The sequence below is a fragment of the Pseudomonas sp. P20 genome, assembly GCF_016463925.1.
In the GTDB taxonomy this organism is placed as follows: Bacteria; Pseudomonadota; Gammaproteobacteria; order Pseudomonadales; family Pseudomonadaceae; genus Pseudomonas; species Pseudomonas aeruginosa.
In genome coordinates, this window is record NZ_JAEMVM010000007.1 from 446,379 (window position 1) to 466,766 (window position 20,388).

A 20,388-nucleotide genomic window follows, 5' to 3' on the forward strand; every position below is an offset into this window, starting at 1 on the left:
GAGAAGAGCGATGAGCGATTCCCGTTATACCGACCTCGGTCTCCAGCCCCTGGCCGGCGAGTGGCGCCACGGCCGGGCCGGCCGCCGGCTGAAGGTGAGCAACCCGTTCGACGGCAGCCTGCTGCTGGAGATCGAGCAGGCCGACCGCGACGACCTCGATGCCGCCTACGCCAAGGCCGCCGAGGTCCAGCCGGCATGGGCCGCGCTCGGGCCCTCGGCACGCGCGGCGGTACTGTACAAGGCGGTGGAGGTGTTCGACCGCCGCCGCGAGGAGATCGTCGACTGGCTCATCCGCGAGTCCGGCAGCACCCGCCTGAAGGCCGAGATCGAATGGGGCGCGGCGCGCGCGATCACCCTGGAGTCGGCGTCGTTCCCGGCACGGGTGCACGGGCGCATCGTCGAGTCCGACGTGCCGGGCAAGGAAAGCCGGGTCTACCGCAGCGCCATCGGCGTGGTCGGGGTGATCAGCCCGTGGAACTTCCCGCTGCACCTGACCCAGCGTTCCATCGCCCCGGCCCTGGCGCTGGGCAACGCGGTGGTGGTCAAGCCGGCCAGCGACACGCCGGTCTGCGGCGGACTGCTGCTGGCGCGGATCTTCGAAGAGGCCGGGCTGCCGGCCGGGCTGTTCAGCGTGGTGGTCGGCCCCGGCAGCGAGATCGGCGACGCCTTCGTCGAGCACCCGGTGCCGGGCCTGGTGACCTTCACCGGATCGACCCCGGTGGGCCGCAACATCGGCCGCATCGCCAGCGGCGGCGCGCACCTCAAGCACGTGGCGCTGGAGCTGGGCGGCAACAGTCCGTTCGTGGTGCTCGGCGACGCCGACCTGGAGCAGGCGGTGAATGCCGCGGTGTTCGGCAAGTTCCTCCACCAGGGGCAGATCTGCATGGCGATCAACCGCATCATCGTCGAGGACAGCCTCTACGACGCTTTCGCCGCGCGCTTCGTCGAGCGGGTCAAGGGTCTCCGGGTCGGCGATCCGCAGCGCGCCGATACCGCGGTCGGGCCGATCGTCAACGCGCGCCAGCTCGAAGGCCTGCTGGAAAAGATCCGCCTGGCCCGCCAGGAAGGCGCCAAGCCGCTGTACGAGGGCGGCGTCGATGGGCAGTTGCTGGCTCCGCACGTATTCGGCGAGGTCACCGCGACGATGGAGATCGCCCGCGATGAAATCTTCGGCCCGCTGGTCGGCCTGCTCCGCGCGCGCGACGAGGCGCATGCGCTGGAGTTGGCCAACGCCAGCGAATACGGGCTGTCCAGCGCGGTGTTCAGCCGCGACCTGGAACGCGCGGTGCGCTTTGCCCGCCAGCTTCGCGCGGGGATGACCCACGTCAACGACATTCCGGTGAACGACGAGGCCAACGCGCCCTTCGGCGGCGAGAAGAACTCCGGACTTGGCCGCTTCAACGGCGACTGGGCCATCGAGGAATTCACCACCGACCACTGGATCAGCGTGCAGCACGCGCCGCGCCAGTACCCGTTCTGACCCTGGCGGCGGGGCCCGCGCCCCGCTGCTGACCCGACCGTCGTCGCCAGGTGGCCCGCAGAGGCTGCCGGGGCTCGGTCGTCCCTGAAAAACGGAGCACAATAACAATGAAAATCCGTCGTAAAACCGCAGTCCCGCGCAATGCAGGGGCGGTCCTGCCGATGCTCGCCTGTCTTGCCGCGCAAGCTGCCGAGGGCGGCTTCCTGGAGGATGCGAAGACCGACCTGGTCCTGCGCAACTATTACTTCAACCGCGATTTCCGCGACCACGATGCCGGCAAGAGCCTGGTGGACGAGTGGGCGCAGGGCTTCATCCTCAAGTTCAGTTCCGGCTATACCCCGGGCACGGTCGGCGTCGGCCTCGACGCCATCGGCCTGTTCGGCGTGAAGCTGAACAGCGGACGTGGGACCAGCAATTCCGAGCTTCTTCCGTTGCACGATGACGGTCGCGCGGCGGACGACTATGGGCGTGTCGGCGTGGCCGCCAAGCTGCGCGTTTCGGCCAGCGAATTGAAGATCGGCGAGATGCTCCCGGACATTCCGCTGTTGCGCTACGACGACGGACGCCTGCTGCCGCAGACGTTCCGCGGCTTCGCCGTGGTTTCCCGCGAGCTGCCGGGCCTGGCCCTGCAGGCCGGACGCTTCGACGCGGTGAGCCTGCGCAATTCGGCGGACATGCAGGACCTGTCGGCCTGGAGCGCGCCGACGCAGAAATCGGACGGTTTCAACTACGCCGGCGCCGAGTACCGCTTCAACCGCGAGCGCACCCAACTGGGCCTGTGGCACGGGCAACTGGAGGACGTCTACCGGCAGAACTACGCCAACCTGCTGCACAAGCAGCGTGTCGGCGACTGGACCCTGGGCGCCAACCTCGGCCTGTTCGTCGACCGCGACGACGGCGCCGCGCGCGCCGGCGAGATCGACAGCCACACAGTCTACGGCCTGTTTTCCGCCGGCATCGGCCTGCACACCTTCTACCTTGGCCTGCAGAAGGTCGGCGGCGACAGCGGCTGGCAGTCGGTCTACGGCAGCAGTGGGCGGAGCATGGGCAACGACATGTTCAACGGCAACTTCACCAACGCCGACGAACGCTCCTGGCAGGTTCGCTACGACTACGATTTCGTCGGCCTCGGCTGGCCCGGCCTGATCGGCATGGTCCGCTACGGCCATGGCTCGAACGCCACCACCAAGGTCGGTAGCGGCGGCAAGGAATGGGAGCGCGATGTCGAACTCGGCTACACCGTGCAGAGCGGTCCGCTGGCGCGGCTCAACGTGCGCCTCAACCACGCCAGCAACCGACGCAGCTTCAACAGCGACTTCGACCAGACGCGGCTGGTGGTGAGTTATCCGTTGTCGTGGTGACGGACGCTGTCTCGCCGCTCCTCCGGACAGTTCCGGAGGGACGGGGAGCGGGAGGCCCGGTGCTTCGGCGGATAACCGCTGGGCGGTTATCCGCCCTACCGGAGCGGCGCTCCGCCGACAACGCCTGGAGGGGGAGAGGGCGGCTCAGAACTTCGCCTGCATCCCCACCCGCAGGGTACGCCCGGGCGCGGGCATGAAACTCTGTGCCAGCGGGTCGAGGTAATAGCGGTCGGTGAGGTTCTGCAGCGAGGCATTCAGTTCGGTGTGCTCGAACAGCTTGTACTTGAGGAACAGGTCGAACAACTGCACCGAGCGGTACTCGATCTGCGGTGTGGTGGCACCGACCTGCCAGGGCTTGTCCGCCGTGGCGGTGGGGCCGGAGGTATAGGTCATGCGTCCGCCCAGGGTCAGGGCCTGGTCGAAGAAGCGCAGGCCGGCGGTCAGGTTGGTCGCCAGCCGCGGCGGGTTCTGCGTGTTGGTATAGGAGCCCATGAAGCTGCCCGGCGTGCAGTTCGGCGTGTTCTCGGTGCGCTGGTAGCGGTTGGCGCCGGCGCGCAGCCTGGCGGCGAAGGCGGCGTCGCAGGTCTCGGTCTTCAGGTAGTAGGTCGCCGACAGGTCGGCGAACACCCGCCCTGCGTCGTAGTGCGATTGCAATTCGAGACCGCTGGTGCGGTAGCTGTCGGTGTTGCTGAAGGTCATCAGGCCCATCTGGCCCGGATCGTAATAGCGGGTGATGTAGTTCTTGATGGTGTTGTTGAAGTAGGCCAGCTTGATCGCCGCCGAGTCGCCGTCGGCCAACAGGCTGTCGCGCAGCGCGCTGGCACCGATCTCCCAGCTGCGCGAACGCTCGGGCTTGAGGTCCTTGCCCGGCTCGACCTGGAGGGTGCCCTGGCTGGTCTCGAACAGCGACGGCAGGCGCAGGCCTTCGGTGTAGGAGGCGTAGACGAAGGTATCCGGGGCCAGCTCGAAATTGATCCCGAATGCCGGCGAGAAACCGCCGCCGCGGCTGCTGCCCTTCTTGCTGTAGTTGTAGCCGGTGACCACGTTGGTGACCCGCGAGGGATGGACCGTCACGTTGGCCGGGCCGAACTCGTCGAAGGGAATGCCTTCGAACGGATTGTTGGTGTTGTTGGTAACGATGCCGTTGTTGAGGCGCGGATCGGTGGCGTCGGTGTACTGGCCGTTCTGGTCGGGGAACCACATCATCGAGCCGTAGTAGCCGGGCCTGCTCACCGTGATGAAGCGCATGTCGCGATCCTCGCGCCGCGGCGAGGCGGAGATGCCGTTGTCCTTGCTGTTGAAGTGGCTGTAGCGGCCGCCGCCCCATAGCGTCAGGCGCTCGACCGGCTTGAACTCGAGCTTGCCGTTGAGGCCGTATTCCTGGCGGGTGGCGTCCCTCAGGGTACGGTTGGCGTTGATGTCGTGGAGGGTGGTGACCACGCTTTTCTGCGGCTGGATGTCTTCGACCTGGAACGAGCCGCCGAGGTCGAGCTTGAAATCGCCGAAGTCGGTTTCGAAGCGCGCCACGTTGTTCAGGTCGCCGCCGATGCGCCGGTTGTCCTGGCGCGTCCAGTTGCGGTCGGAGCGATAGGCCTGGGAGCGCGGTGCCAGCACCGAGGTCAGCATGTCGCTCTTCGCCTCGGTCATCCACAGGCCGGTGCTGAGGTCCACCAGCGGATTGTTCTCGGGCAGGTAACGGTAGCGTGCGGTGTAGGTGTCGATCTTCACTTCGCTCAATGGGTACTGGTAGATGCCGGCGGTGCCGAAACGGAAGATGTCCGACGGCATGATCTCCCCGGTGCGCCCGTCGTAGCGACGATAGCCGAGGTCCAGGGTGTGCTCGTCGGCGATGCGCCAGGTCGCCTTGAGCAGGTAGGACTCGGTCTCCGACGACGAGTTGAGCACTTCCTCTCCTGCGTTGTAGACCTTGGCTACGCTGCTTTCCTCGCGACCGTAGCGGTTGTAGACGCGATAGCGGTCCTGGCCTTTCTTGCCGGAAAAGTAGTTGCCCTGGTTGCGCTGCGCATAGGCGGCGACCAGGTCCAGATGCTCGTTGCGGTAGGCGAAGGCGGCGCTGCCGGACTTGGCCTGGGAGCCGAACAGGCTGCCGCGGTCATCGTGCGGCACGCTGCTGAGATTCTCGGTCTTCGAACTGGCGCTGCGGTGCTGCGGGGCGACGCCGTTGTTCCAGACGTTGCCGGTGAAGCGCACGCCGAGGTCCTTACCGTCCACCAGGATGTCCTTGACGCCGATGGTGCGCATTTCCACGCTGCCGCCGATCGCGCCCGAGCGGGTCGAGGGACCCTTGTCGACGGTCACGCTGCTGACCAGGTCGGGATCGATGTAGCTGCGCTGCTGGGTGCCGGCGTAGCCGCGGTAGACGTCCAGCGCCTGCTCCGCGCCGTCGACCCGCACCGCCACCCGGCTCTGCCCCTGGATGCCGCGGATGTTGACGTCCAGCGCGCCACCGTTGCGGCTGTCGCCGACCTGTACGCCCGGGATGCCCTGGAGCAGGTCACCCACGGAAACCCGGCCGAAGCGGTCGATCTCTTCGCTGGAGAGGTACACCGACGAGCGCGGCGCGGTATAGGTTTCCTTCTGCGGATCGGCCAGCTCGGCGGCCGAGACCACCACCGGCGACAGGTCGGCCGGGGCTTCGCCGGACATGCGCGGCTCGACCTGCAGGTAGGCGCCGGAGGTTCCCGCCGCGACCTGCAGGCCGGTGTTCGACAGCACTCGCTGCAAGCCTTCCAGTACGCTGTAGCGACCCTTGAGCGCCGGCGCGGTGCGACCGCGGGTCAGCTCGGGGTCGAAGGACAGCAGCAGGCCCGACTGGCTGGCGAAGGCGCCCAGGGAGGCGCCCAGCGACCCCGCCGGGATGTCGTAGCTGCGTGGCGTGGCGTCGTCCAGGCGGGTAGCCGCGCTGTGCTGGCCGACGCTCTGCGCGTGGGCCAGGCCGCCGCCGAGCAGGCCGGCGCCGACCGCCGACAGGCCGAGCAGGGCGCAGCGCAGGGCAAGGGTGAGCGGGGAGAGGCGCGACAAGGGACGCGCCAGGCTGGGGATAGGGCGTTGTAGGGACATGACTTCTTCGCTCGCAGGGTTGGCGCCCGTCATTGCGGGCTCTCATTCCCTCTGTCGCACGAGATCGGAAAAGGGATATTTCGGGTTCGGCGGGCCGGACGGAAAGGGTCGCCGGCATTGTGGTCAACGCAAAATTAGTGATAATAGTTTTCATTTGCGATTGAATCCAGCTGACTATTCCGATGAATGCGCCTCCGATGAATGCGCCGAGTTCCTGCCTGTCCGCGGACCGCGACGGCGTCGCCACGCTCTACCGTGAAAACCATGCCTGGCTGCGCAACTGGCTGGCCTACCGACTCCGCTCCTGGGGACGCGGCGTGGCCGACGACCTGGCCCATGACACCTTCCTGCGCATTCTCGCCAGCCGCGATGGCGGCCAGCGTGACGCGATCCGTCATCCGCGCGCCTACCTCACCCGCATCGCCAACTGCGTGCTGGTCAGCTGGCGCCGTCGCCAATCGCTGGAACTCGCCTGGCTGGAGGCCCTGGCCACGTTGCCCGAGCCGTTGCAGCCGTCGCCGGAACAACAGAGCGTGATCGTCGAGACCCTGCACGAGATCGACGCGCTGCTCGACACCCTGCGCCCGCGGGTGAAACAGGCATTCCTGATGGCGACGCTGGACGGCATGAAGCAGAAGGACATCGCCCAGGCGCTGGGCGTCGCGCTGCCGACGGTGAAGAAGTTCATCCACCAGGCCTACGTGACCTGCCTGAGCCTGATGCCCGATGAATGACCGCGCTTCCAGCCGGGCGCCGCAGGCGGGCGATTCGGAGCTTTCCGGGCCGCCGGCCGCCGAGGCGATCGCCCCGCAGGTGCTCAGGGAGACCGCCTCCTGGCTGCTGCTGATGCAGGAGGGGCCGCTGGCTCCGGCGCAGCAGGCCGAGCTGGAGTCCTGGCGCTCGCGCAGCCCCGAGCACCAGCGCGCCTGGCGGCGAGCCGAGCGTCTGCTGGCGAATATCGGTTCGCTGCCGCCGGCGCTGGCCCGGCGTGCGCTCGAGCGTCCGTCCGGCAGCGGCCGGCGCGCGGTCCTGCGCGGCCTCGCCCTGCTGCTCGGCGGCGCGCCGCTGGTCTGGTGGGGATGGCGCGCCCAGGTCTGGCGCGACGGCTTCGGCGCCGACTACCTCACTGCCGTCGGCGAGCGGCGCGACCTGGTGCTGGAGGACGGCAGCCAGGTCGAGATGAACACCGACAGCGCGCTGGACGTGCGCTACGACGCCGGCCAGCGCCTGCTGCGCCTGTATCGCGGAGAGATCTACCTCCGCACCGCGGCGGATCGGCGCGAGCCGCCGCGACCGTTCCTGGTGCGCACCGAACAGGGCCTGATGCGCGCGCTGGGTACCGCTTTCAGCGTCCGACGCGAGGGCGCAGAGACAGTGCTGGCGGTGTACGAAGGCGCGGTCCAGGTGCGTCCGGAGGGCGCCGCGAGCGCGGCGGATGGCCGGGTGATCGAGGCTGGCCAGCGGGTGCGCTTCGATCGCCAGCGGATCGGCCCCGTCGAGTCCGCCAGCGAGGCCGCGCTGGCCTGGCGCCAGGGCCTGCTGGTGGCCGACGACATGCCGCTGCGGCAGTGGGCGGGAGAACTGATGCGCTACGGCGGCGAGAGCATCGAGTGCGAGCCGTCGCTGGACCCGCTTCGGGTCTCCGGCACCTTTCCCGTCGACGACCTGCCGCTGGCCCTGGCGATGCTGGCGCAGACCCATGGCCTGCGCCTCGTGCACCAAGGCCGACGGGTGCTGATCAGGCGCTGAGGGGAGGCGCGGCGGCTCAGCCGGCCAGCAACCAGACCCCGGCGCCCGCCGAGGCCAGCCCGGCGAGACGTACCAGGGGCGCGGCCGCCTGCGGCAGGAAGCGCACCAGCGCGTAGCCGGCGGCGTGCAGCGCGGCGGTGGCGGCGACGAAACCGAGCGCGTACAGCCAGGGGCTGGAGAGGTCCGGCAGCTCCAGGCCGTGGGCGACCCCGTGGGCCAGGGCGAATAGTGCGGTGGCGGCCATCGCCAGCGCCAGCGGCGGGCGCACGGCGAGGGCCACGCAGAGGCCGAGGGCGAGCACCGAGGCGGCGATGCCGGTCTCCATGAACGGCAGTTGCAGGCCCTCGAAGCCGAGCAGCCCGCCGACCAGCATGGTGCCGACGAAGGTGCAGGGCAGGGCGAGGCGCGCGGCTCCCTGTTGCTGGGCGGCCCAGAGGCCGACGGCGAACATCGCCAGCAGGTGGTCGAGGCCGGTGAGCGGATGGGCGAGGCCGGCGACCAGGCCGTGTTCGCCGTGGCCGGGGTGGGCGAAGGCCAGCGCCGGCGCGGCGAGCAGGGCGAGGGCGGCGAGCAGCTTGGGCAGTTTCATTGGCGGTTCCTTGTCGTTGCGAGGTGGCGTCAGGCGGCGGTCAGCAGGCCCTGGCGCTCGATGAAGGCGATGATTTCGTCCAGCCCCTGGCCGGTCTTCTGGTTGCTGAACACGAACGGCTTGTCGCCGCGCATGCGCCGGGCGTCCCGGTCCATCACGTCGAGGGAGGCGCCGACCAGCGGCGCCAGGTCGATCTTGTTGATCACCAGCAGGTCCGACTTGCAGATGCCGGGGCCGCCCTTGCGCGGGATCTTGTCGCCGGCGGAAACGTCGATCACGTAGAGGGTCAGGTCGGACAGCTCGGGGCTGAAGGTGGCCGACAGGTTGTCGCCGCCGGATTCCACCAGGATCAGTTCGAGGCCGGGGAAGCGCCGGTTGAGCTGGTCCACCGCCTCCAGGTTGATCGAGGCGTCCTCGCGGATCGCCGTGTGCGGGCAGCCACCGGTTTCCACGCCGATGATCCGCTCGGGGGCGAGGGCCTCGTTGCGCACCAGGAACTCTGCGTCTTCCTGGGTATAGATGTCGTTGGTGACCACCGCGAGGTTGTAGCGCTCGCGCAGTTCGCGACACAGGGCCAGGGTCAGGGCGGTCTTGCCGGAGCCCACCGGACCGCCGATGCCGACACGCAGGGGTTGGGATGTCATGGGGTTTCTCCTAGGAACGGAACAGACGGCTGTACTGGGTTTCGTGGGTCATGCTGGCCAGCGCCAGGCCGAACGCGGCGCTGCCCTCGACGGCGGGCCGCCGCAGCGCCTCGGCGCAGGCGCGGTCGAGTTCCGGCAGTAGGCTGGAAGCAAGTTTCTGCGCGGCCAGTTGGCCGAGCGGCAGGGTTTTCATCAGCACCGCCAACTGGTTTTCCAGCCAGCTCCAGAACCAGGCACTCAGCGCCTCCTCGGCGTCCAGGCGCCAGGCGCGCGCGGCCATCGCCCAGGCGGCGGCGAGATTGGGCGGGTCCTGGCGCGCCAGCCAGGCGCGGCCGGGAGCGTCGAGTTCGGGCAGGGCTTCCAGCAATTGGTGCAGGGAAAAGCCCATCTGCCGGCTCTCCTGGGCCAGCTCGCGGGTCTCGCGGCTGGCCCTATGGCGTTCGCTGGCCGCATCGCAGGCGGCCCAGTCGCCGATCAACGCGGCGCGCAGCAGGCCGGCCAGCAGCGGCGCCTCGAAGCGCGCCAGGTTCAGTTGCAACTGGTCGACCAGCCAGGTCCGCGCACTCTCGGCGTCGCGCACCCAGCCATTGTCGAGGGCCGCCTCCAGGCCTTGGGAATAGCTGTATCCGCCGATCGGCAACTGCGAGCTGGCCAGGCGCAGGCGCGCCCAGATGCTGTTCACCGGCGCACGCCGAACTGGTGCAGGCGCGGCGCGTAGTTGAACTCCGCCTCGCCATGGTGCGAGTGGTGGTGGCCTCCGCCGTAGGCACCGTGCTCCGGCTGGAACGGCGCCTCGATGGCCTCCACCGTGGCGCCGAGCTGTTCGAGCATGGCTTTCAGCACGTAGTCGTCGAGCAGGCGCAGCCAGCCGTCGCCGACCTGCAGGGCGACGTGACGGTTGCCCAGGTGGTAGGCGGCTCGGGTCAGTTCCAGCGGGCTGGCGCAGGTGACGTGGAGCAGACGTTCGGAGCGGGCGACGACCCGCACCAGGCGACCGTCGCGGGCCTCCAGGCAGTCGCCGTCGGCCAGCGGCGGCTGGCCGCGCTCGAGGAACAGGCCGACCTCCTCGCCGCTCGCCGCGAAGCAGCGCAGGCGGCTCTTGCTGCGCGCCTCGTAGGTCAGGTGGAGTTCTTCGTCCCAGCGGGGCGAGCGGGCGGGCAGGCGTTGGTGGATGACCAGCATGGGCAGTTTCCGCAATGCGACAGGAAAGGGATCACAACAAGCACCAGCAAGGGCCTTGCCAGGTCGATGCGGGACGCCTGTACCGGGAAAACGGGGTCATAGGGATGTAACAAAATATTGCAGCGCGCCAGGTTGGTGCGCAACGACTTTTTTGCCGCACCGGAAAGGTGCGCGCGCGTCTAGTCCGCGGACGAACGCCGAGCCGGAGGTCCGCTGGGGAGGTGCGGGGTCAGCCGGGCAGGCCGTGCCAGTGCTTGCCGCCGATCATGATGAAACGCAGCTGGTGGGTGATCTTCGCGGCCGGCATCAGGTGCGGCGGCAGATCGGCGGCGGGTGGGTCGATCAGCTCCGGAAGGGTGGCGAAGACAGTCTTCACCACCAGGTCGGCGAACACGTCGAGGGCCGCGCCGTCGAGGTGCGGCATCTTGTTCAGCAGCGCCAGGTCGGCGGCCAGATCGTCGGTGATGCGCTGGCGCAGGCTGGCGATGGCCTGGCGGATCGGCAACGAGCCGCCGTATTGCTCGCGGGCGAGGAAGAGGAACTGCGAGCGGTTGGCGCCGACCGCGTCGAGGAAGATGCGCACCGAGGCGTCGATCAGCCCGCCCAGTTCGAACTCGTTGCGGCGCACCGCGCGCAGGGTGGCGCGGAAGGTCTCGTCGACTTCGGCGACCAGCGCCAGGCCGAGCTGGTCCATGTCGCTGAAGTGCCGGTAGAAGCCGGCCGGGACGATGCCGGCGGCGCGCGTCACTTCGCGCAGGCTGAGGCTGCCGAAGCCGCGCCCGCTTTCCATCAGGTGGCGCGCGGCGCTCATCAGCGCGTGGCGGGTCTGCTGTTTCTGTTCGGCGCGGGGTGAGGACATACGGCTTCCTTTGGCGGACCGGCGACTGTAGCAAAAGCCCTGCGACCCGGTCGAACCGGGGACGGCAGCGGTCGAAGGATACATCAGTGAACGCTTGTTGACTCGATTGCGCGGAACGGGCAAAGTTTTGTGAACGATCGTTCACTGAAATATTTTCCATGGCCTTGCTTCCCCTCGCGCTCCTGACCCCTTTGCTCGCACCCCTGCGCCGTCTCGCCGCCCGTGGCTGGCTGCGTGAGGCCGATGTCGACGGCCTGCTGCGCCACGCCCATCCGCTGGCGTCGTTGAACCGCCACTATGGGCGGGTCGAGGCACGCTACTGGGTGGCCGACGATATGCTCGCCCTGGCCCTGCGTACCGCCCCCGGCTGGCCGCCGGCGCGGCCGGGCCAGCACATCCAGCTGCTGGCGGAGCGCGACGGGGTGCGGGTCGGGCGCAGCTACAGCCTGACCCGGGTGGTCGGCGAGCGCCTGGAAATCGCCGTCAAGCGTCACCCGGACGGGCTGCTCTCGCCCTGGTTGTGCGAACACCTGGCGGTCGGCCAGCGTGTCGAGTTGCAACCCGCGCAAGGCGATCTGCGCTGGCCGATGCAGGCCGAGGCGGTCTGCCTGCTGGCCGCCGGCAGCGGCCTGACGCCCTTGCTCGGCCTGCTCCGCGAGGCGCTGGAGAACGGCTATCGCGGTCCCGTGCTGTGGCTGCACTACGTCCGTCATCCCGGCCAGCGCGCCTGGCTCGGCGAGCTGGAGGCGCTGGCGGCGCGCCACCCGAACCTGGAGTTGCGCTGGAGCCTGACCCGCGGGGCGCGGGCCGATGGCTGCCTGGAGGGGCATTTCCAGCCGCGCCACCTGGACGGCTGGGCAGCCGACCTGGCGCGCAGCCAGGCCCTGGCCTGCGGGCCGGCGGCTTTCGTCGAGGCGGTGGGCGAGCAACTGGGGGCACGCTTCGCCGGCTTGCAGACGGAATCCTTCAGCGTCCCGCGCTGGCGCAGCGGGGAGGCGCCGCGCGAAGTGCGCCTGCGCTTCGCCCGGTCGCAGCGGGAAGTCTCCGGCGACAGCGCCGCCAGCCTGCTGGAACAGGCCGAGGCCCACGGCTTGCGCCCGGCCCACGGTTGCCGCCAGGGCATCTGTGCCAGTTGCACCTGCGTCCTGCTCAGCGGCTGCGTGCGCGACCTGCGCAGCGGCGCGCTGTGCAGCGAGCCCGGCCAGCCTATCCGCCTCTGCGTCAGTGCCGCCCACGGCGACCTGGCGCTGGACCTGTGAACCGACCTGCGAGCCCTGCGATGCGCGACGACCGCGAACTGACCCCGGAACAACTGGCGGCCTTCGGCGCCGAACTCGACGCCCTGCGCCAGCGTACCCTGGCCGATCTCGGCGCGGACGACGCGCGCTACATCCGCCGGGTCCGCGCGGCGGTGCGCGTCTGCTGCTGGAGCGGCAGGGCGCTGCTGATGTTCGGCTGGCTGCCGCCGACCTGGCTGCTCGGCAGCCTGCTTCTCGGCCTGGGCAAGATCCTCGAGAACATGGAGCTGGGCCACAACGTCATGCACGGCCAGTACGACTGGATGAACGATCCGGAGTTCGCCGGCCGCGCCTACGAGTGGGACATCGCCGGGCCGTCCGACTTCTGGCGGCACACCCACAACCATATCCACCACACCTACACCAACGTGCTGGGCAAGGACGACGACGTCGGCTACGGGGTCGTGCGTCTGTTCCCGGAGCAGCGCTGGAAGCCGTTCTACCGCTGGCAACCGCTGTGGGTGACGCTGCAGGCGCTGCTGTTCCAGTACGCGGTGGCGATCCAGCATCTGCGCCTGGACAAGTACGCCAAGGGGCGCCTGGACAAGGCCGAACTCATGCCGCTGCTACGCCGCTTGCGTGCCAAGCTGGGTCGCCAGTGGACCAAGGACTACCTGCTGTTCCCGCTTCTCGGCCTGTTCGCCGGCGGCTTCGGCGCGGTGTTCGTCGGCAACCTGCTGGCCAACGTGCTGCGCAACCTGTGGACCTTCACGGTGATCTTCTGCGGCCACTTCACCGAGAAGGCGGTGGTCTTCCCGCCCTCGGTGCTGGAGGGGGAGACCCGTGGTCACTGGTACCTGCGCCAGTTGCGCGGCTCCAGCAACCTGGAGGGCGGGCCGCTGTTCCACATCCTGACCGGCAACCTCAGCCACCAGATCGAGCATCACCTCTACCCGGACCTGCCGGCGCGTCGCTACGCCGCGCTGTCCCGCGAGGTCCGCGAAATCGCCCGGCGCTACGGGCAGACTTACAACAGCGGACGCCTGGGACGGCAATTCCTCACTGTCTTGCGGCGCATCTGGGTATATCGGCTGCCGCCGCGCGAGCCGCTCCCGGCGGGGCGCGGCTGAGCCGACGGAACGCTCGCGGCGCCCGTGGCGGGGCCGCTCCGGAGCGGGGATAATGCCGCCCTGTGCGCCGCGACGTGGCTTCCGGCCGCCGCGCGGCGTCGGAGTCTCGCCGAACGCAGGACGGCCTGCGCCCGCGATCGGCCAGCAGCGTCGATCCTTCCCGAATCTAACAATGCTCGGCGGATGCCGGCCGTGGGGCCCGTCCGTCCAGGAACCGTCATGTTCAGCCCGCTCGTCACCTTTCCCGCGCTCTACACCGCCACCCTGCTCATGCTGGCCGGCTCCGGCCTGTTCACCACCTACATCGGCCTGCGCCTGACCCAGGAAGGCGCAGGCGACCTGTGGGTCGGCGGGCTGATGGCGTCCTACTATTTCGGCCTGGTCTGCGGTGGAAAATTCGGACACAAGCTGATCGCCAGCTTCGGCCATATCCGTTCCTACGTGGCTTGCGCCGGGATTGCCACCGTGACCGTGCTGCTGCATGCCCTGGTCGATCAGCTGGAAGTCTGGCTGCTGCTGCGCTTCATCACCGGCGCGGTGATGATGAACCAGTACATGGTGATCGAGAGCTGGCTCAACGAGCAGGCCGAGAGCCACCAGCGCGGCAAGGTGTTCGCCGGCTACATGGTCGCCGTCGACCTTGGCCTGGTGCTCGGCCAGGGCCTGCTGGCGCTGAGCCCGACCCTCGACTACAAGCCGCTGCTGCTGGTCGCCATCTGCTTCGCCTCGTGCCTGATCCCGCTGGCCATGACCCGCCGCGTGCACCCGGCCAAGCTGGTCGCCGCGCCGCTGGAAGTGCGTTTCTTCTGGCAGCGCGTGCCGCAGGCGCTGGGCACCATCTTCATCGCCGGCCTGATGGTCGGCGCCTTCTACGGCCTGGCGCCGGTCTACGCCAACCGCAACGGCCTGGATGCCTCGCAATCGAGTTTCTTCGTCGGCATGTGCATCGTCGCCGGCTTCTGTGCGCAGTGGCCGCTGGGCTGGCTGTCCGACCGCCTCGACCGCAGTTGGCTGATCCGCGGCAATGCGGTGCTGCTGTGCCTGGCCTCGATCCCGATGTGGGGGCTGGTGACGCTGCCGTACTGGTTGCTGCTGGCCAACGGGTTCGTTACCGGCATGCTGCTGTTCACCCTCTATCCGCTGGCGGTGGCGCTGGCCAACGACCACGTCGAGCAGCCGCGCCGGGTCGCGTTGTCGGCGATGCTCCTGACCACCTACGGGGTCGGCGCCTGTATCGGTCCGCTGGTGGCCGGCGCGCTGATGCGCCACTTCGGTCCGGGACTGTTCTACATGTTGGTGTCCGGCTACGCGGTGCTGCTGGTGTTCTGGGTGCAGCCCAAGCGCGTCACCGGCGAACACCGGGTCGACGAGGCGCCGCTGCAACACGTGGCGATGCCGGACACGGTCAGCCCGATGGCCGCCACCCTCGACCCGCGCGTCGAGGAAGTGCCGGAGGAGTTGGTGGTGGAGGCGCCGGCGAATATTGGCCGCTCCGACGGCGAGCCGGACGCCGGCGAGAAGCCCGCTCAGTCCTGAGCCGGGAACGCCAGCTCGAAGCGGATGCGTCCCGGAGCCGGGGCGCTCGCTTCGGCGCGGCCGCCGTGCAGGCGCATGATCGCCTGGACGATGGCCAGGCCGAGACCGCTGGACTGGGCGTCGCTGCGCGCGGCGTCGCCACGGTAGAAGCGGTCGAACAGGCGCGACAGCGGCTCGGCCGGCAGCCTGTCGCAGGCGTTCTCCACGCTCAGCAGGAATTCCCCCGATCGGCGCAGGCCGCGCACTTCGATCAGGCTGTCGGCGCTGGTGTAGCGGATGGCGTTGGCCAGCAGGTTGCTCAGCGCCCGGCGGAACAGTTGCGGATCGGCGCGTAGCTGGCCGCTGACCTGGACGTCGAGGCTCAGCCCACGTTCCTCGGCCAGCCCTTCGAAATACTCCGCCTGTCGCCGCAGCTCTTCGCCCAGGTCCAGGCGGCTGCGCTCCACCGCTGCCCGCACGTCGTCGGCGCGAGCGAGGAACAGGATGCTCTCGACCATCCGCGCGATGCGCTCCAACTCTTCCTGGTTGGAGGCGATCAGCGCCTGGTACTCCTCGTTGCTGCGCGGCTGGCGCAGGGCCACCTGGCCGTGGCCCATCAGCGAACCGATGGGCGTGCGGATCTCATGGGCGAGGTCGGCGGAGAACTGCTGCAGGCGCTGGTAGCCGTCGTCGAGGCGTTCGAGCATGGCGTTGAACGACTGTGCCACCTGCTGCAACTCGGCAGGCGCGGCGGCGACGTCGAGGCGGGTATCCAGGCTGGTCGGATGGATCTCCGCCGCCTTCGCCGCCAGCGTGCGCAGCGGGCGCAGGCCGTGGCGCAGGACCAGCCAGCCGAGCAGGGCGGTGCCGAGGAACGCCAGCAGCACGGCGGCGATGACCCGGTCGCGGTACTGGGCGAGCATCCGCGTCTCGCCCAGCAGCAGGTGCGCGGCGGTGATCTGCAACGGCTCGCGGCCGCCGACCAGGACCTCGGCGGCGAGCACGCGCATCGGGACGCCGTCGTGGGTCAGCGCGGCGTGCACGACGGACGGATTCAACGCCTGGCCGGCGGCGACCACCCGTAGCGACGGCAGGCGTTCGTGGCGCGGGTTGACCGCGACGATCGGCGCCTCGCCGGGCTGGCCGAGGAGCAGGATGTCCTGCTCGTTGCCGAGCATGTTCTCGAACAGACGCGGGCGCGCCTTCAGCTCGGCCAGGGTGAGGTTGTCGCGCAACAGGTTGCGGAAGTGCTCGACCCGGCCGGCGACCATCACGTCGCTGCGCCGCAGCATCGCCTCTTCCACCGAGCGGTACAGGTAGAAACCGACCGCGCTGACCACCAGCGCCGCCACCGCGGCGAACAGCAGCGCCGCGTAGAGGGTCAGGGAGCGGCGGGCGGGCACGGGCGCTCCTCGCAGACGTAACCGATGCCGCGCACGGTATGGATCAGCTTGTTCGGGAAGGGATTGTCGACCTTGGCGCGCAGGCGCTTGATCGCCACGTCGACGACGTTGGTGTCGCTGTCGAAGTTCATGTCCCAGACCTCCGAGGCGATCAGGGTGCGCGACAGTACCTCGCCCTCGCGGCGCATCAGCAGGTGCAGGAGGGCGAACTCCTTGTTGGTCAGGGCGATCACCTGCCCCTGGCGGCTGACCTTGCGCCGCAGCACGTCCAGCTGCAGATCGGCCAGTTGCACCTGCTCTGCCTCGCGGACCACGCCGCGGCGCAGCAGGGTACGGATACGCAGCAGCAACTCGGTGAAGGAGAAGGGTTTCACCAGGTAGTCGTCGGCACCCAGTTCGAGGCCGCGGATACGGTCTTGCAACTGGTCGCGGGCGGTGAGGAAGAGCACCGGCACATCGTGCTTCTTGCGCAGCACTTCCATGATCTGCCAACCGTCCAGGCCGGGCAGCATCACGTCGAGGACCACCAGGTCGTAGCGGTTCTCCAGCGCCAGGTAGAGACCGTCGGCGCCGTGCTGCGACCAGTCGACCGCATAGCCCGACTCGCCGAGGCCCTTCTTCAGGTACTCGCCGGTCTTCGTATCGTCTTCGATCACCAGGATGCGCATGTCTCGTTCCCCCTCGTTCGCCGCCATTCTAGCCAGCGCGCGGCGCGGATTCGGTGACATTTTTGTCATGCGAAAGTCATCTCCGGGTACCGCCGGCGGGGCGACCATCGAGGCTCAACCCCACCGAGGATCGACCGATGCTTCGACTCAAGGCTTCCCCCGCGCTGTTCTTCGGCCTGCTCCTGGCCAGTGCCGCCAGCTTCGCCGCGCAACCGCCTGCGGGCATGCTGCAGCCGCTGCGCGGCACCATCCAGCAGGCCGCCGACGACCACCTGCAACTGAAGGCCCGCAACGGCCAGCAACTGACGGTCAGGCTCACCGACAAGACCGCGATCCGCGCCGTGTCGCTGGCGAAGCCGGAGGACATCCAGCCCGACAGCTTCATCGGCACCGCCGCCGTGCCGCAGCCCGACGGCACCCTGAAGGCCCTCGAGGTGCATGTCTTCGCCCCCAGCCTGCGCGGCAGCGGCGAAGGCCACCGGCCCTGGGAGAACGCCGATGGCAGCGCCTCGACCATGACCAACGGTACGGTCGGCAACCTGGTGGTCAGCCAGGGCCGGCGCATGACCGTGAAATACGGCGATGGCGAGAAGACCGTGGTGGTGCCGGACGACGTGCCCATCGTCAGCCTGGAGCCGGGCGAGCGCAGCCTGCTCAAGCCTGGCGCCAAGGTCGTGCTGTTCCCGCAGAAGGGCACCGACGGCAGCCTCACCGCCCTGGCCATCTCGGTCGGCAAGGACGGCGTGACCCCGCCGATGTGAGGTTTCGCCGGGACGGCGCGTCCGTCCCGGCCGGGTTTCCTGGGAGAAAAGCCATGAACCGTGCGTTGCACGCCTGGCCGGTGAGACTCTGCCACTGGCTCAATGCCTATGCCATGGCCTGCCTGATCGGCAGCGGCTGGGGCATCTACAACGCTTCGCCGCTGCTGGATTTCCGTTTTCCCGCCTGGGCGACCCTCGGCGGCTGGCTCGGCGGTTCCATCGCCTGGCATCTCGCCGCCATGTGGCTGCTGCTCGGCAACGGCCTGTGCTACCTCGCCTACGGACTGTCCAGCGGGCATTTTCGTCGCGACTTCCTGCCTTTGAGCGCGGCCGGCGTCTGGCGCGACCTGCGCCTCGCCCTCGGCCTGCGCCTGGTCCATGAGCCGGGCCGCTACAACGCGGTGCAGCGCCTGCTGTACTGGCTGGTCCTGGCGCTCGGTGCGCTGCTGGTGCTGTCCGGGCTGGCGATCTGGAAACCGGTGCAACTGCACGGGCTGACCGCGCTGTTCGGTGGCTTCCAGGGGGCGCGCTGGGTGCATTTCCTGGCCATGGCCGGGGTCGTCGGGTTCGTCGTCGTGCACCTGCTGCTGGTGCTGTTGGTGCCGCGCACCCTGCTGCCGATGATCATCGGACGCGAGTGGCGGCGCGGACGGAGGAGCGAAGGATGAAGGGGCCGGAGAAGAAGCGCGCGAAGATCGCGGTCGACCCGTCCAGCGAGCGGCAGATGGTCGATTTGCAACGCCGCCTGCTGTTGCGCGGCGGCCTGTCCCTGGGCGCCCTGGCGATGCTCTCGGGGTGCCGGCTACAGGATGGCGATTCGGTCGACAAGGTACTCTGGGCCATGTCGCGCTGGAACGACCGGGTCCAGGCCTGGCTGTTCAGCCGTACGCGGCTGGCGCCGACCTTCGATCCGTCGCAGGTGGCCTCGCCGTTCCCCTTCAACGCGTTCTACCCGGCCTACAACGTGCCGGAGATCGACCTGCCGGAATACCGCCTGCAGGTTTCCGGGCGGGTCCGCGACAAGCGCCCCTGGAGCCTGGAGCAACTGCGCCGGCTGCCGCAGGCCAGCCAGGTCACGCAACTGATCTGCATCGAGGGCTGGAGCGCGATCGGCCAGTGGAGCGGAGTGCCGCTGCGCACCTTCCTGGAGCTGGTCGGCGCCGACACCTCGGCGAAGTACGTTGGCTTCAAGTGCGCCGACCGCTACTACTCCAGCCTCGACATGCCCAGCGCGCTGCATCCGCAGACCCTGCTGGCGCTGGAGATGTCCGGGCAGGCGCTGCCGGAGGAGAACGGCTATCCGCTGCGCCTGCGGATTCCCACCAAGCTCGGCTTCAAGAACGCCAAGCACGTGGTGGAGATCTTCGTCAGCAACAGCAATCCCGGAGGTTACTGGGAGGACCAGGGCTACAACTGGTTCAGCGGAGTCTGAGGCGGGAGAGTGCGGCTTGCCTCGGGCCATGCGCCCAGCGCGACAGGGATGGGAAAATAGGAAAGCCCGGCATCGAGCCGGGCTTTTCTCGCGCCTTGCGGCGTAGCGAGCGGTCAGGCGGTGCGCAGGTCGAAACGGCTCATGCTGCGATGCAGGCGGTCCACGGTCTGTTCGCTGCCGTTGTCGGCCAGGCGGGCTTCGGCCTTGGTCATGTCCTTGTGCAGGCGGTCGATGGTCTGCTCGCTGCCGTTGTCGGCGATGCGCAGTTCGACGCTGGACATGTCCTGGTGCAGCCGGTCGATGGTGCGGCTGGAGCCGTCGGCGGCGAAGGCGGCGTTGGCGGTCAGGGTGGCGAGGGCGAGGCCGAGGATCAGGGAAGCTTTCATGACGGTGACTCCGAGTGGGTTGTCGATTGCGTTGGAGTCATTTTTAGTTCGAATAAGTCGATTTAAAAACGAAGTGCGATGATAGTGTCTATCGATATGGGTGATTATGCGTTTTCTTATTATTTATCAGTAAGTTAGTTGATTATTTTTGTGATGTCGAAGATTTCGTAAAGGATAGTTAGCTTTTCTCTATTTAATCGATAAATTGGATAAATAAGGCGAAAAGAAAAGCCGGCGCTGCGGGCGCCGGCTCTCGGACGGGTCTTGCTCTGGAGTCAGGCGAGGTCGTCGAGGATGTCGGCCATGTCGTCCGCGTGTTCTTCTTCCTGGGCCAGGATTTCCTCGAAAATGCGTCGGGTGGTGGGGTCGTCGTTACCGAGGTAGGTGATGATCTCGCGATAGCTGTCGATGGCGATGCGCTCGGCGATCAGGTTCTCGGTGACCATGTCCTTCAGGGTCTTGCCTTCGACGTATTCGGCATGGGAGCGCTCCTCCAGGCCGCGCGGATTGAAGTCCGGCTCGCCGCCCAGTTGCATGATGCGCTCGGCCAACTGGTCGGCATGCTGCATTTCCTGGTTGGCGTGCTCGAGGAACTCGGCGGCGGCGATGCTCGCCTTAAGGCCGGTGGCCATGAAGTAGTGGCGCTTGTAGCGCAGGAAGCAGACCAACTCGGTGGCGAGCGCTTCGTTGAGCAGGCGCAGGACGGTCTGGCGATCGGCCGAATAGCCTTCGGTGACCGCGCCTTCCTGGATGTTCTTGCGGGCACGGTCGCGAAGGGTCTGGACGTCCGTCAGTTGAACGGTGGTCATCGGTTTTCTCCTTGAGGCTGATCCGGTGAAAAGGGCCGGCTCTGCGGCCGGCTTTTTCTGCTTACCTAAGGTGTGAGTCCCACGCGGTCGAAAAAGTTTTA

The 20,388-nt window shown here is 68.3% G+C and carries 20 protein-coding genes; 10 read left to right on the forward strand and 10 right to left on the reverse strand.

The window, feature by feature from the left end:
- The first annotated feature begins 10 nt into the window (after positions 1-10).
- Both JHD77_RS09425 and JHD77_RS09430 read left to right on the forward strand, forming a co-directional pair.
- A complete protein-coding gene (locus tag JHD77_RS09425; RefSeq protein ID WP_031756963.1) occupies positions 11-1,480 on the forward strand; it encodes an aldehyde dehydrogenase family protein in 1,470 nt (489 codons plus the stop codon).
- A gap of 107 nt (positions 1,481-1,587) precedes the next feature.
- Complete coding sequence (locus JHD77_RS09430) at positions 1,588-2,841, forward strand: OprD family porin (protein WP_031756961.1); 1,254 nt, start codon at positions 1,588-1,590, stop codon at positions 2,839-2,841.
- A 144-nt stretch (positions 2,842-2,985) separates the two neighbouring features.
- Here JHD77_RS09430 and JHD77_RS09435 read toward each other — a convergent pair whose 3' ends face one another.
- Complete coding sequence (locus JHD77_RS09435; protein ID WP_277882987.1) at positions 2,986-5,922, reverse strand: TonB-dependent receptor; 2,937 nt, start codon at positions 5,920-5,922, stop codon at positions 2,986-2,988.
- A gap of 197 nt (positions 5,923-6,119) precedes the next feature.
- On the opposite strand from JHD77_RS09435, the gene JHD77_RS09440 reads away from it, so the two are divergent.
- Together JHD77_RS09440 and JHD77_RS09445 are read left to right on the forward strand one after the other, a co-directional pair.
- A complete protein-coding gene (locus JHD77_RS09440) occupies positions 6,120-6,656 on the forward strand; it encodes a sigma-70 family RNA polymerase sigma factor (protein ID WP_031756958.1) in 537 nt (178 codons plus the stop codon).
- Complete coding sequence (locus JHD77_RS09445) at positions 6,649-7,671, forward strand: FecR family protein (protein ID WP_023115624.1); 1,023 nt, start codon at positions 6,649-6,651, stop codon at positions 7,669-7,671. Before JHD77_RS09440 ends, JHD77_RS09445 begins: the two co-directional genes overlap by 8 nt.
- A 16-nt stretch (positions 7,672-7,687) precedes the next feature.
- Here JHD77_RS09445 and JHD77_RS09450 read toward each other — a convergent pair whose 3' ends face one another.
- The 5 genes from JHD77_RS09450 to desT all read right to left on the reverse strand — a co-directional run bounded on the left by JHD77_RS09450 (position 7,688) and on the right by desT (position 10,945).
- Entirely contained in the window at positions 7,688-8,260 is a 573-nt protein-coding gene (locus JHD77_RS09450; protein ID WP_003135459.1) for a HupE/UreJ family protein, read from the reverse strand.
- 29 nt (positions 8,261-8,289) lie between these two features.
- Positions 8,290-8,904, reverse strand: a complete 615-nt coding sequence (ureG, locus tag JHD77_RS09455) for an urease accessory protein UreG (RefSeq protein ID WP_003095530.1) — start codon at positions 8,902-8,904, stop codon at positions 8,290-8,292.
- 10 nt (positions 8,905-8,914) lie between these two features.
- Entirely contained in the window at positions 8,915-9,586 is a 672-nt protein-coding gene (locus JHD77_RS09460; RefSeq protein ID WP_003095528.1) for an urease accessory protein UreF, read from the reverse strand.
- Positions 9,583-10,086, reverse strand: a complete 504-nt coding sequence (gene ureE / locus JHD77_RS09465) for an urease accessory protein UreE (protein WP_003095526.1) — start codon at positions 10,084-10,086, stop codon at positions 9,583-9,585. Before ureE ends, JHD77_RS09460 begins: the two co-directional genes overlap by 4 nt.
- Before the next feature lie 229 nt (positions 10,087-10,315).
- The gene (desT, locus tag JHD77_RS09470; RefSeq protein WP_003107570.1) at positions 10,316-10,945 is read right to left on the reverse strand and encodes a TetR family transcriptional regulator DesT; all 630 of its coding nucleotides are present in this window, start codon (positions 10,943-10,945) and stop codon (positions 10,316-10,318) included.
- Between the two features lie 158 nt (positions 10,946-11,103).
- Between desT and JHD77_RS09475 the strand changes: the two genes are divergently transcribed.
- From JHD77_RS09475 to JHD77_RS09485, 3 genes are all read left to right on the forward strand, one after another.
- On the forward strand, positions 11,104-12,204 hold the full coding sequence (locus JHD77_RS09475; protein ID WP_031756957.1) for a ferredoxin reductase: 1,101 nt from the start codon (positions 11,104-11,106) through the stop codon (positions 12,202-12,204).
- The gene (gene desB / locus JHD77_RS09480) at positions 12,201-13,313 is read left to right on the forward strand and encodes a fatty acid desaturase DesB (protein ID WP_016852187.1); all 1,113 of its coding nucleotides are present in this window, start codon (positions 12,201-12,203) and stop codon (positions 13,311-13,313) included. The genes JHD77_RS09475 and desB overlap by 4 nt, the downstream gene beginning before the upstream one ends.
- A 219-nt stretch (positions 13,314-13,532) precedes the next feature.
- The gene (locus JHD77_RS09485) at positions 13,533-14,849 is read left to right on the forward strand and encodes an MFS transporter (RefSeq protein WP_003095519.1); all 1,317 of its coding nucleotides are present in this window, start codon (positions 13,533-13,535) and stop codon (positions 14,847-14,849) included.
- Here the strand turns inward: JHD77_RS09485 and JHD77_RS09490 are convergent.
- Together JHD77_RS09490 and JHD77_RS09495 are read right to left on the reverse strand one after the other, a co-directional pair.
- Positions 14,840-16,231: a heavy metal sensor histidine kinase gene (locus JHD77_RS09490; protein WP_031756955.1), complete on the reverse strand. Its 1,392-nt coding sequence runs from the start codon at positions 16,229-16,231 to the stop codon at positions 14,840-14,842. The genes JHD77_RS09485 and JHD77_RS09490 overlap by 10 nt on opposite strands.
- Positions 16,210-16,899, reverse strand: coding sequence for a heavy metal response regulator transcription factor (locus JHD77_RS09495; protein WP_003095515.1), 690 nt, complete (start codon positions 16,897-16,899; stop codon positions 16,210-16,212). The genes JHD77_RS09490 and JHD77_RS09495 overlap by 22 nt, the downstream gene beginning before the upstream one ends.
- 137 nt (positions 16,900-17,036) lie before the next feature.
- Here JHD77_RS09495 and JHD77_RS09500 point away from each other — a divergent pair, with 137 nt between their 5' ends.
- The 3 genes from JHD77_RS09500 to JHD77_RS09510 are packed head-to-tail and all read left to right on the forward strand — an operon-like array spanning position 17,037 to position 19,092.
- Positions 17,037-17,660, forward strand: a complete 624-nt coding sequence (locus JHD77_RS09500; RefSeq protein ID WP_003161883.1) for a hypothetical protein — start codon at positions 17,037-17,039, stop codon at positions 17,658-17,660.
- Between the two features lie 53 nt (positions 17,661-17,713).
- A complete protein-coding gene (locus JHD77_RS09505) occupies positions 17,714-18,328 on the forward strand; it encodes a cytochrome b/b6 domain-containing protein (protein WP_003095511.1) in 615 nt (204 codons plus the stop codon).
- Positions 18,325-19,092, forward strand: a complete 768-nt coding sequence (locus JHD77_RS09510; protein ID WP_003099511.1) for a molybdopterin-binding protein — start codon at positions 18,325-18,327, stop codon at positions 19,090-19,092. The genes JHD77_RS09505 and JHD77_RS09510 overlap by 4 nt, the downstream gene beginning before the upstream one ends.
- A 113-nt stretch (positions 19,093-19,205) precedes the next feature.
- On the opposite strand, the gene JHD77_RS09515 is transcribed toward JHD77_RS09510, so the two are convergent.
- Positions 19,206-19,478: a hypothetical protein gene (locus JHD77_RS09515; protein WP_009877165.1), complete on the reverse strand. Its 273-nt coding sequence runs from the start codon at positions 19,476-19,478 to the stop codon at positions 19,206-19,208.
- A gap of 275 nt (positions 19,479-19,753) precedes the next feature.
- Complete coding sequence (locus JHD77_RS09520) at positions 19,754-20,287, reverse strand: ferritin-like domain-containing protein (RefSeq protein ID WP_003095503.1); 534 nt, start codon at positions 20,285-20,287, stop codon at positions 19,754-19,756.
- Between the last annotated feature and the right edge of the window lie 101 nt (positions 20,288-20,388).